At 73.4% G+C, this 12,958-nt stretch carries 2 protein-coding genes; both read right to left on the bottom strand.

Annotated features, from left to right (window positions below; all coding sequences use genetic code 11):
• On the bottom strand, positions 1-6,269 hold a 6,269-nt coding region (locus BLV01_RS24605; RefSeq protein WP_139179188.1), incomplete at its 3' end, for a non-ribosomal peptide synthetase.
• Positions 6,266-12,949, bottom strand: coding sequence for a non-ribosomal peptide synthetase (locus BLV01_RS24600; RefSeq protein ID WP_175486248.1), 6,684 nt, complete (start codon positions 12,947-12,949; stop codon positions 6,266-6,268). The genes BLV01_RS24605 and BLV01_RS24600, both read right to left, overlap by 4 nt.
• Between the last annotated feature and the right edge of the window lie 9 nt (positions 12,950-12,958).

Here is a 12,958-nt window from a genome sequence, read left to right as displayed (position 1 = left end):
GCCACGTGCGCGCCCGGCGACGTTCCCGCCGCATCGAGCGCCGCGGCGATCCGCCCGGCCGCCGCGCGCAACTGCGCGTAGGTCCAGCTCGCATCGCCCTCTTCTACCGCGACCGCCTGTGCCGGCGCCTGCCACAGCAGCGACTGCGCGCTCTCAGACGTTGCCCGCACAGGCAGCGCCGCCGGCAACGCAACGGCGTCGCCCAATAGCTCGGCAACGCTGCAGTCCGGTCGCTGCAGCAAGCGCAGCAGGCTGGACACGGACAGGTCGAGCATCGCGGCGACCGCATCGCGGTCGACCCGCGCGGCGTCGAGCAAGGCTTCCAGGCGCACGTTTTCGCGTTCGGACACGCGCAAGGTCAGTGCGTAGTGATTGGCCGCCCGGGTCTCGCGCACGCGCAGCGCGAACGGCAGCTGCGCCGGCGCCATCGCCGGGAAGTTTTCGACCACCAGCAGGCTGGCGAACAGCCGGTCCGCGTCCAGCCCGCTGTCGGCGAGGATCTCGCCCAGGCCGACGGCTTCGTTCTCGGCGATCTCCAGCGATTGCTCGCGCAGCGCCGAAAGCAGTTCGAGCGCCGGCCGGCCGGCATCGACGCGCAGGCGCAGCGGCAAGGTGTTGATGAACACACCGACCATCGACTCGACCCCGGCCAGATCCGGCGGCCGGCCCGAGCGGGTCACGCCCAGCACCACGTCGTCGCTGTTGCCGTAACGCGCGTTGGCCAGTCCCCAGGTCATCGCGATGACGTCGCTGAGGGTGCAACCGCGCTCGCGGCAGAACGCGCGCAGGCGTTCGCTGTCGTGCGCGCTCAGCAGTCGCTCGCATTCTTCGCGGCGTGCCTGTGCGGGCGCGGCGGCGGCCGCGGCGGGCAGCGCGGCGGCGCCGGCGTAGCCGTGCAGGCGCTCGCGCCACCCATCGCGCTGGCGCGCCAGGTCCTGCCGTTCGCGCCAGACCAGATAGGTCTCGAAACCGGGCGCCGGCGGCAGCCGTAGGGCGATGCCGCGCACGTCCGCGGTGTAGCGCTGCAGCATTTCGCCGACCAGCAGCGGCGTGCTCCAGCCATCAACGATGAGATGGTGGATGCTCCAGACCAGCCAGTAGCGGCCGCCGCCGCGCGCGATCAGGCTCATGCGCGCCAGCGGCGCGTGGGCGAAATCGACGCCGCGCGCCGCATCGTCGGCCAGCCAGCGTTGCAGTTCGGCGTCCTGGGCGGCCGCGTCGAGCCGCGACCAATCCAGCTCCTGCCACGGCGCCGTCGCGGACGCCAGCACGATCTGGTGCGGCACGGACAGGCCTTCCCACACGATCGCCGTGCGCAGCATCGGTTGCCGGCGCGCGGTCTCGGACCAGCTGCGCGCCAGCGCGGCCGCGTCGAGTTCGCCTTCCAGCTCGGCCACGGTCTGCTGGAAATACGGGTCGGTGCCCTCGCCGCGCAAGCTTTCCAGCAGTACGCCGCGCTGCAGCGGCGTCAACGCGAACGCGCGCTCGATCGAACGCGCGTCCTCGCGCGCGGCCAGCGACGCGAACTCGCCGGCGTCCAGCCGCGCCTGCGGCAGGTCGCTGGCGGTCAGCAGGCCGCTGCCGGGCGCCAGGCAATGCGCCACCAGCGCCGCCAGTTCGGCGGCGAAGGCCTGCGCCCATTGTTCGATCGTGGCCGCGTCGTAGGCTTCGCCGGCATAGTTCCAGACTAGGCCGAGCCGGCCGCCCTGCACCCGCGCATTGATCTCGACCAACGCGCCGGGCGGATTGTCCGCGCCGTTGCCGGAGGCCAGCGCGCGCGCTTCGACCTCGAACGCCGGTTGCGCGCCGCCGTCGACCACGCCGTGGTAGTTGAACAACAGTTGCCCGGCCGGCAGCGTCGGTATCCGCGCGGCCGCCGCCAGCGGCATGTATTCCAGGCCATGCCGCGCCAGCGCGCGGACCTGCTCCTTGAGCGCGGCGATCTGCGCCGGCCCGTCGCTGCCGGCGAGGTCCAGCGGCAAGGGATGCACGGCGGTGTACCAGCCCAGTACCGACGACCAATCGCGGCCGTCGAGCACGTCGCGGCCATGCCGTTCGCGATCCAGCCACAAGCGGCTCAGGCCGGTGCGCGCGGCCAGCGCCCGCGCCAGCGCGATCAGCAACAGTTCGTCGGTCTGGCAACGATAGGCCGCGCCCGCGCGTTCGAGCAGGTCCGCGGTGACGCCGGCATCCAACGTCTGGACGATGCGGCCGACGTTGCGCTGGCGCGTATCGGCCAGGGCGATCGCGCGGTCCTGCGGCAACGCCTGCACCGACTGCGCGGCGACGGCGTGCCAGAACTGCGCGTCGAAGGTCTGCGCTGCATCGGCCTCGTCCAGGGCCTCGACGTAATCGGCGTACGACGCGTTGCGCGCCGATGGCGTCCACGCCTGCCCGCGCCCTAGCGCGGCCAGGCCGTCGAACAGCTCGCCCAGCAGCAGGCGCCACGACACCGCGTCCACGATCAGGTGATGGGCGCAGACCAGCAGGCGTTCGCCCTCGTCGCAACGCGCGTAGGTCAGCGCGGCCAGCGGGCCGGCCAACGGCGTCGCCTTCTGCATGCGCGCGAACTCGGCATCGATGCGCGCGTCCAGGTCGGTCGCGCCGCGCCAGTCCTGCGCCTGGATCGCCGGCGCGGGACCGGGCGCGTCGACGCGCTGGCGCCACTGCCCGTCGAAGCGGTCGAAGCGCGCCCGCAGCAGATCGTGGCGCTGCCACAACTTGTCCCAGACGTGAGCCAGCTGCGCGGCATCGAGCGGCTGCTTCAGCTGCAGCGCCACGTACTGGTGATAGCGGTCCGGCTGGGCCGGCGCGCTGTCGAAGAACCAGCGCTGGATCGGGCTCAGGTCGACCTCGCCCACCAGCGGCGCGGTCTCGGCCGGCGCGGCCTGCAGCGGCGCCAGATGCGGTGCCAGTTCGGCCGCGCTCTGGAACTGATACATCAGCTTGGGCGTGACCGCATAGCCGCGTTCGCGCAGGCGCGCGACCACTTGCAGGCTGCGGATCGAATCGCCGCCGAGGCGGAAGAAGCTGTCGTGGATGCCGACCTCGCACTGCAGCACTTCGGCCCACACCGCGCACAGCGCGCGTTCCTGCGGCGTGCGCGGCGGCGTCCGGTCGGCCGGCGCGGGCGCCGGCGGCGCCGGCAACGCGCGGCGGTCGACCTTGCCCGAAGCGTTGCGCGGCAAACGTTCCAGCACCACGAACTGGGCCGGCACCATGTGCGCGGGCAGGCGCTCGCTGAGCGCGCGATGCCAGCGTTCGGCGTCGCCCTGGCTGGAATCGGCCGGGTCCGCAACGGCCTCATCGTGGCGCTGCACCCAGGCGACCAGCCGTTGCGCGGCGCCTTCGCCGACTACGCCGGCAGCGGCGGCGCGCACCTGCGGCAATTGCCCCAGGCAGTGTTCGATCTCTTCCAGCTCGATCCGGTAACCGCGCAACTTGACCTGGAAATCGGCGCGGCCGAGGAATTGCAGCTCGCCGTTATCGAGCAGGCGCACGCGGTCGCCGGTGCGGTACATGCGCAGCGATGCGCCCGAGGGCAGGCGCAATGGCGCGAACCGCGCCCGGCTGGCGGCGGCGTCGCCGCGGTAGCCCTCGGCCAGCCCGATGCCGCCGAGCGCGAGTTCGCCGCAGGCTCCGCGCGGCACCACGCGTCCGTGCGCGTCGAGCACCGCGGCGATGCGTCCAGGCAGCAACCGGCCTAGCGGCACCGGCCGGGTGGTGTCCTCGGCCTGCACGCGGTGGTAGTGGCTGGAGATAGTGGCCTCGGTCGGGCCGTAGGCGTTGATCAGGGTATGGCCCTGATCCAGGCCGAGTTCGAACCAGCGCCGCGCCAGCGACACCGGCAGCACATCGCCGCCGACCACGAGGCAGCGCAGCGGCAGCGCGCGCCAATCGTCCGCGGCGGTGGCCAACAACAGTTCGTTGGCATACGCCGGCGCCAGGTCGGCGACGGTGATGGCGCGCTCTGCCAGGCACGCGAGGAAACGCGGCGGCTCCAGTAGTTCGTCGGGCTGGGCGACCACGCAGGCGCCGCGGCTCCAGGCCGCGAGCGGTTGTTCGAGGGTGGTGTCCACCGCCAAGCCGGCGACGTGCAGCACGCGGTCGTGCGCCGCCATGGCCAGCGCGTCGGCCGCGCCGGCGATGTGCGCGGCCAGGGCGGCATGGCCGACTTCCACGCCCTTGGGCGCGCCGGTGGAACCGGAGGTGTACAGCACATAGGCCAGCGGGTTCGGCGCGGGCACCGGGGCATCGCCGTGTCCAGCGTGCGCGTCCGATTCCAGCGAGTCGACCGCGAGCACCGATTCCGGCGCGAACCACGCCTGCCCCTGCGCATCGGTCAACACCGCATCGCAAGCGCTGGCGGCGACGACCTCGCGCAGGCGCGCCTGCGGCCACTGCGGATCCAGCGGGACCACGCTCAGGCCGGCGCGCCAGGCGCCGAGCAATGCGCAATACCAATCCGGCCCGCGCGGCAGGCACAGCGCCACGCTGCGCGCCTGCGCGCCCAGGCGCCGGCGCAGCGCGGCGGCACGGGCGTCGGCCGCTGCGATCAGTTCGCGATAGCTCAGCCGGCCTTGCGCCGTCTCCAACGCGCTGTGTTCGGGGAACTCCTGCGCGGCGCGCGCGATCGCCTCGATCACGCTGGCGGCGGCTTGCGGCGCCGCTTCGCGGCGATCGTCGAGCGCGAGTTCGGCGGCCGGCCACGGCCACGACAGCGCCGGCGCGTGCGGCTGCTCCAGCATCGCGGCCAGGGCGAGGAAGTAGCGCTCGGCCCAGCGCGCCACCGTGCCCGCATCCCACAGCGCGGTGTTGTACTCCCACACCGCGCTCATGCCGTTTGCGCCGACCAGCACTTCCAGGGTCAGCTCGTGCTTGGCGACATCCTCGGGCAGCGCCAGCGCGCGCGCCTGCACGCCGTGCAGGTCCAGGGCCAGGTCGGCGTCGTGGCGCAGCGCGAACATCAGCTGGAACAACGGCGCGTGGCGGTTGCTGCGTTCGACCTGCAACGCCTCGATCACGCGTTCCAGCGGCAGCGCCTGGTGCTCCAGCGCGGCCAGTTGGTGGTCGCGGCAGCGCGCCACCAGGGTGGCGAAGTCGGGATCGTTGTGCAGCTGCGTGCGCAGCACCACGGTGTTGACGAACAGGCCGACCAGCGACTCCAGTTCCGGCCGCACCCGGCCGGCGACCGGGGTGCCCATCAACAGATCGTCGCCGCCGCCGCAACGCGCCAACAGCGCGGCGAAGCCGGCCTGCAGCACGTGGAAGGCGGTGGCGCGCGAGGCCTGGGCATAGGCGCTCACGCGCTCGGCAAGCCCGGGCGGGAATGCCAGGCGCAGCTTGGCGCCGGCCTGGCCGAGCGCGGCCGGGCGCTCGCGATCCAGCGGCAGCGAGTGCAGATGCGGCGCGCCGGCCAGGGCGTCGACGTGATGGCGCAGGGCGCCGTCGAGCCGGTCGAGGGTGTCGCGCTGCCAGCGCGCGTAGTCGCCGTACCGGCACGGCAGCGGCGGCGCCGGGTCCGCGGCCAGGCCGCATTCGGCGCGATAGGCGCGGCCGAGGTCCGCGGTCAGCAGCCCCAGCGACACGCCGTCGCAGGCGATATGGTGGACCACGACCTGCAGCCAATGCCGGGCCGATCCGTCATCGCCCTGCCCGTCCAGGCGCAGCAACTGCATGCGCAGCGGACGTTGCCGTTGCAGCTCGAACGGGCGCAGGCGGAAGCCTTCGACCGCCGCATCGATCTCGCCCTGGCCGTGGCCGCGCATGTCCGCCGCCTCCACCGCCGCGGCGCCGTCGCCGACGGCGACCGTATGCCCGTCGCGCACGCACCGGTCGAGCGCGTCGTGGCGCGCGAGCAGGCGTTGCACCGCGCGCTCCAGCGCAGCGGCGTCGACGTCGCCGCGCAGTTCGAACAGCGCCGCCAGGTGGTAGGCGTGGCCGCCGGGTTCGAATTGTTCCAGGAACCACAGCCGCTCCTGGCCCAGCGACAGCGGCGCGGGCGCCGCGTCCGGCGCGCGCTCGATCGGTTGCGCGCGCCAGTCCGCGCCGGCGCCTTGCGCCTGGCTCAGCAGCGCGATCAAGGCCTCGCGGCGGGCGCCGATATCGGCGCGCAACTGCGCGTCCAGCGGCGCGCGCGTCGCCTTAAAGGCCAGCCGGCCGTCTTCGACGTGCAGGGCGATGCCCGCGTTGCGCGCGCGTTCGAGGATCTCGAGCGCGGCGCCGTCGGGCGTCGCGGCTTCGAGCGCGGTAACTTCAGGAGCGGTCATAGGAATCCCGATTCGATGACGGATTCGCCGCCAGCGCTGGACGCGAGCGCGGCGGCCTGCAATGCGTCGATCAGCAAAGCCTGGTCGCGGATGGTGGTGGCGGCGAACAGCCGGCGCAGGTCCAGGCGCAGGTCGAATTCCAGGGCGATCGCGCTGGCCAGCCGGGTGGCCAGCAGCGAGTGGCCGCCGAGGGCGAAGAAGTCTTCGGTGACGCCGATGGCCTCGCGCTGGAACAGGCGCTGCCACACCGCCAGCAGTCGGCGCTCGCTGTCGCTGGCCGGCGCCAGCCGGACCTGCGGCCGCAGCACGTGTTCGACCAGCGCCGCCAGGGCGCGGCGGTCGACCTTGCGGCTGGCGCTTTGCGGCAGCGTCGCCCGGCATTCGATGTGCGCCGGCAACAGGTGCGCCGGCAGGCGCTGGCGCAGCGCCTCGCGCAGCGCCGCCGGGTCGGCCTCGCCCTGCACGAACGCGACCAGGCAGGCGTTGTCCTGTCCCGGCCGGTGCACCAGCGCGACCGCCTCGGCCACGCCGGCCTGCGCGCGCAGCGCCGCTTCCACTTCGCCCAGCTCGATGCGCAGGCCGCGGATCTTGACCTGATGGTCGCGCCGGCCGAGGAACTCCAGGCGGCCGTCGCGACGCTGGCGCACGCGGTCGCCGGTCGCGTACAGGCGCACGCCGGCCAGCGGCCCGCGCTCGGGCGTGCGGAACGCGGCCGCGGTCTTGTCCGGCAAACCCAGGTAACCGTGGGCGAGGTAATCGCCGGCCAGGTGCAGTTCGCCGACCGACTCGGGCGGGCACGGCTGCCCCGACCAGTCCAGCACGTAGCACTGCGCGTGCGGCAAGGGATGGCCCAGCGCGATCGCGCGGCCGGGTTCGTAGCGGTCGGCGGTGACGATCACCGAGGCCTCGGTCGGGCCGTAGCCGTTGAGCAGGACGCGGCCGCGGCCCCAGCGCTCGGCCAGCTCGGTCGGGCACACATCGCCGCCGAGCAGCAGGTAGCGCAGCGCCGGCAACGACGGCGGCGGCAGCGGCGCGAACACCGCCGGCTGCGCCACCACGTGGGTGATCGCCTGCTCGGCCAGCAGCGCCAGCAGGCCGTCGCCGGAGCGGGTCAGATCGCGCTCGATCAAGTGCAGGCAGGCGCCCTGGGTCCACGCGCACAGCCACTCCAACACCGACATGTCGAAGTGCAGGCCGGTGAACTGCAGCACGCGGTCGCCGGGCCCGGCCGGCAGCATCGCCTGCACCGCCTGCATCAGGCGCAGCGGGCCGCGGTGCGGCACCAGCACGCCCTTGGGCTGGCCGCTGGAACCGGAGGTGTAGATCACGTACGCCGGCGAGGCCGCGTCGTGGTTGCGCGCCGGGTTGCGCTCGGGCTGCGCGGCGAGTTCGCCGAGCAAGGCCTGGCTGTCGAGATCGAGCACGCGCGCGCCGCCGTCGCTCACGCAGGCCAGTCCCGCGCCGCGCGCCAGCGCGAAGCGGCAGCCGGCATCGGCGAGGATGAAGGCGATGCGCTCGTGCGGATGCTCCGGATCGATCGGCACGTAGGCGCCGCCGGCCTTGAGCACGGCTAGCATCGCCACGGTGATCGCGACGCTGCGGTCGGCCACCAGCGCCACCCGCTCGCCCGCTGCCAGGCCGAGCGCGCGCAGATGGTGGGCCAGGCGATTGGCGCGGCGGTTGAGTTCGTCGTAGCTCAGGCAGCGGCCGGCGCCGACCAGGGCCGGTTCGGCCGGGTGCCGCGCCGCGCTGCGCTCGATGCAGTCGGCCAGCGAATCGGGCATGCGTTCGGGCACGAACGGCAGCGCCGGCCCCTGCCCGCGCGCGCGCCACGCCGCCCAATCCGCGGGCGCGAGCAGGCCGATCTGGCCGACCGGCGTGTCGGCCAGGCCGGCGACGCCGCGCAGCAGGCGCAGCCAGTCGGCGAGCACGCGCTCGACGAAATCGTCCGGCAACTGGCTGCGCTGGCTCTGCAGCAACAGGTGCAGGCTGTCGTCTTCCGGCGTCAGCTGCACCAGCAGCGGCAAGTTGGTCGCGCTGGCGGCGTGCACGAACTCGTAGCCCAGGCCGCCGGGCAGTTGCGCGGCGGTGTCGAGCGGAATGTTCTCGATCACCAGCAGGCTGTGCAGCAGCGCCGCGCCGTTGGGGACGCCGGCCAGCTCGGCGATGCGCGCCAGCGGCAGGCGGTCGTGCGCCTGCACCGCGAAGCTGAGGTCGCGCGCCTTGCGGCACAGCTCGCCGAATACCAGCCCCGCGTCCAGCCGCAGCCGCATCGGCAGGGTGTTGATGAACAAGCCGGTCATGCGTTCGGCCTGCGCCAGCGCCGGCGGGCGGCCGCTGACGGTCAGGCCGAAGCAGACATCGGCGCTGTTGGTGTAGCGGCTCAGCAGCAGCGCCCAGGCCGCTTGCAGCACGCTGGTCAGCGGCACCTGCAGGCGCGCGGCGCATTCGCGCAACGCGGCGATCTCGCCGCGCAGCAGCCGCGCTTCGGTGACGTAGCGGCCCTCGCCAGGCGCGGTCGGCGCCGGCAGTTCTTCGCCGCCTTCGTAGTCGGCCAGTTGCGCGCGCCAGAACGCTTCCTCGCCGTGCACCGGCTGCGCGCGCAGCCAACCGATGTAGTCGCGGTAGCGCGGCGCCGGCGGCAAGGCCTCGCCGGCGTACAGCGCGAACAGTTCCTGCAGCAGCACCGCCGCGCTCCAGCGGTCGATCACCAGGTGGTGCACGGTCAGCACCAGCCAGGCCTGCGACGGCCCGGCGCAGACCAGGTGCAGGCGCAGCAGCCCCGGCTGTTCCAGCGCGAACGCGCCGTCGCGCTCGCGTTCGCACAAGGCCCACAGTTCGGCCTGGACCTGGGCGCTGTCGCGGCCGGACCAATCGTGTTCGCGCAGGCTCGGGCCGGCCTGCACCGGCAACCACTGCACCGGCCGGCCGGCGTGGTCCCAGTCGAAGCCCACGCGCAGGCTTTCGTGGCGTTGCTGCAGCGCCGCCCAGGCTGCGGCCAGGCGCGGGCGATCCAGCGCACCGGTCAGGCTCAGCACCTGTTGGTTGAGGTATTGCCCGGAATCGGGCGCGGCCAGGGCCGCGAACAGCAGCCCTTCCTGCAGCGGCGACAAGGGATAGGCGTCGATAGCGTCGGCGTGCGCGGCGCGCAGGCGCGCGCCTTCGGCGGGGTCGAGCAAGCCGAACGGCGCCAGCGCCGCGGCCGGCGCCGGTTCGGCCTGCGCGGTCGCGATCGCGTCGGTCGCGCCGGCGGCGCGGTCCAGGTGCGCGGCCAGCGCCGACAGCGGCCGATGTTCCAGCAACTCGGCCGGGGTCAGCGCCAGCCCGGCCTGGCGCGCGCGCGCGACCAGCTTCAGCGCGGCGATCGAGTCGCCGCCGAGTTCGAAGAAGTCGGCATCGCGGTCGAGCCCGTCGCGACCCAGCGCCTGCGCGCAGGCGCGGCGCAGCGACAGCTCGGTCGGCGACGGCGGCCGCAGCCGCTGCGCCAGTTCGCGCAGGCTGGCGGTTTCCAGCAGCAGCGCCGGGGTCAGTTCGATGCCGTTCTTGCGCGCGCTCGCCACCAGCCGCAGGGCCAGGATCGAATCGCCGCCGAGGCCGAAGAACGACGACTGCGGCCCGATCGGGGCCTGCGGGAACAGCGGCTGCCACAGCGCCGCCAGCTGCGCTTCGAACGGCTCCAGCGGCGCGTCTTGGGTTGCGGCGGCGGGCTGCGCGGCGTCGAGCAGTGCCAGCAACGCGGCGCGGTCGACCTTGCCGTTCGCGGTCACCGGCACCGCCTCCACCCGCAGGCAGCGCGCCGGCACCATGTAATCGGGCAAGGCCGCGCGCAGCGGCGCCAGCGGGTCGGCGTGGTCGCCGCGGTAGAACGCCGCCAGCGCGTTCGCGCCGTTGGCGTCGGGCGCGGCCAGCACCACCGCTTGGTCGACCCCGGGCACGGCGCGCAGGCGTTGTTCTACCTCGCCCGGCTCGACCCGGTAGCCGCGAATCTTGACTTGATCGTCGGCGCGGCCATGGAACACCAACTCGCCGGCCGGCAACCGCTGCACGCGGTCGCCGGTGCGGTAGACGCGTTGCGCGGGGTCCAGCGGATCGGGCAGAAAGCGTTCCGCGCTCAGCGCCTCGCGGCGCCAATAGCCGCGCGCCACGCCGACGCCGCCGATGTACAGCTCGCCGATCGCGCCTTGTGCGACCGCGCGGCCCTGCGCATCCAGCACATACGCGCGGTAGTTGGGCAGCGGCGCGCCGATCGCGACCGAGGCGGTGCCGCGCGGCGCCCGCGCGGTGTCGATGCAGGTCGCGCCGACCGTGGTCTCGGTCGGGCCGTAGTGATTGAACACCCGGCAGTGCGGCGCCAGTGCGCGTACCTGCTCGACCAGCGGCCAGGGCAAGGCTTCGCCGCCGAACATCAACGCCTGCTGCGGCAGCAAGCGCTGCGGTTGTTCGGCGGCGAGCAATGCCTGCAGGTGCGAAGGCACGATCTTCAGCACATCGACGCGGTGGCGCTGCAGGTGTTCGGCCAGCGCGTGCGGATCGCGCGCCAGCGCATCGTCGATCAGGCGCAGCCCGCGACCGCTGAGCAAGGCGCCGAACAAGGCGGTATGGCCGAGGTCGGCCGAGGCCGTGGCCAGGGTCGAGAACACCGCATCCTGCGCCAACGGCTGGTCCTGCTGCAGTCGCGCCAGCACGCCTTCGACGTAGCCGCACAGGTTGGCGTGGCTGACCGCCACGCCCTTGGGCTGTCCGGTCGAACCGGAGGTGTAGATCAGATAGGCGACGTCGTCCGGCTCGCGCGCGAGGTCGCGCAAGCCCTCGCCGGCCAGCGCATCGGAGGCGCACCAGTCCGCCGCCGCGGGCAGCCACGGCGGCCGCGGGCCATCGCCCAGGACCACGCGCGCGCCGCTGTCTTCGACCATGTAGGCCAGGCGCTCGTCGGGCAGGCGCGGGTCCAGCGCGAGCCACGCCTGTCCGGCGTACCACGCCGCCAGCATGGCGACGATCTGGGCCTCGCCGCGCGGCAACGAAAACGCGACGACGTCGCCGCCGCGCGCCTGCAGGCCGCAGGCCAGTACGCGCGCGCGGGCGCGCAGCGCGGCGTAGTCGAGCGTGCGCTCGCCTTCGTGCAGGGCGATGCATGCGGCCGGCGCGGCTTCGATCCGTTCGATCGCATGGCGCGCGCCCGGCTCGATGGTTTCGCCGCGTTCGCCGGCCTGGCCGTGTTCGGCCCAGTCCAGCGCGTCGAGCGTAAGCGCGGGGTCGGCGACGATCCGCGCGAGCAGTTCGACATAGCCGTCGAGCCAGCCCGACACGGTCTGCGCGCTGTACAGCGCATCGCTGTAGCCGACTTGGCAGCACAGGTCCGGGCCGTTCTCGAACACGGTCAGGATCAGTTCGTGGGCGGCGCCGCGCATGCCCATGTGCAGCGTTTCCAGCGCCACCGCATCGCCCCAGCCCAGGCGCGCCTGCGAGTAGGTGAAGAAATGTTGGAACAGCGGCGCGCGGTCGGAGCGCCGCGGCAAGGCCAGCTCGTCGAGCAGGCGGGTCAGCGGATAGCGCTGGCGGCGCAGCGACGCGTCCATCTGCGCCTTCAGCGCCGCGGCCAGATCGGCGAAGCGCTGTTGCGGATCGATCCGCGCGCGCACCGGCACCGGATTGGCCAGGTAGCCGACCAGATGCCGATGCCGCGCTGCGTGGCGTCCGAGCGTCGGCGTACCGATCACGAAATCGGCCTGCCCGCCCAGCCGCCACAGCCACAGCTGGTAAGCGGCCAGCAGCACGATGTAAGGCGTGACCCCGAGCGCGGTCGCGGTCGCGCGCACCTGCGCGCTCAAGTGCGGTGTCAGGTCGCGCTCGATCCGCTCGCCGCTCCACTGCCGCTGCGGCGGGCGGGCGAAATCGGTCGGCAGGTCCAGGCCGGCCGGGGCGTCGCGCAGCAGCGCCTGCCAGTACTGCGCCGCCTCGCGGCCACGGTCGCTGTCGAGGTATTCGGCGTTCTCGCGGCTCCATTGCTCGTAGGACGCGGCCGCGGCGCCGGCTTCGTCGCCGCCCAGTTCCGCGACCAGTTCCGCGACCAGTTCGCGCGCGAGGATTTCGCAGGAATAGAAATCGGCGACGATGTGATGCAGCACCAGCGAGACGATCGCGCGCGCGCCCGCGCGCACGCTGGCCAGGCGCATGACCGCGGCGTCTTCCAGCGCGAACGGCCGGTCGGCCTCGGCCAACAGCGTGCGTTTGGCCTGCGCCAAGTCGTCCGCGGCGGCGAGCGCGCGGCATTCGTTGCGGTGCCGGTCGAGGATGCGATAGCACGGTTCGCCGTCGCGTTCGCCGAACTGCGCGCGCAGCATCGGATGGCGGGCGCACAGGCGCTCGAACGCTGCGGCGAGCTGCGCGTCCTCGATCCGGCCGTCCATGCCGAGCACGGCGGTGCAATGGTAGGCCGCGCTGTGCGGCGCGAGCCGGTGCAGGAACCACAATGCGCGCGGGTTGGCCTGCAGCGGGCGCCAGTCGAAGTAATCCGGCTGCGCCGCAAGGATCGCGTCGATCTCGTCGCGGCGCTCGTCCAGCGCCTGCCGCTCGGCGGCTTCGAGCGCTCCCTCGTCGCGCGCCGGTATCGTCCAGCCGTCGGGGCCGCGCTCGAGCGTGCCGCCCTTGCGCCAATAGCTTGCGAGAATCGAGGACGCCATCGTGTGTTT

It is taken from the genome of Lysobacter sp. yr284 (assembly GCF_900107375.1).
Taxonomy (GTDB): domain Bacteria; phylum Pseudomonadota; class Gammaproteobacteria; order Xanthomonadales; family Xanthomonadaceae; genus Lysobacter.
Note: the sequence above shows the minus strand (reverse complement) of the source record. Positions and strands in the feature narration are given on the sequence as shown.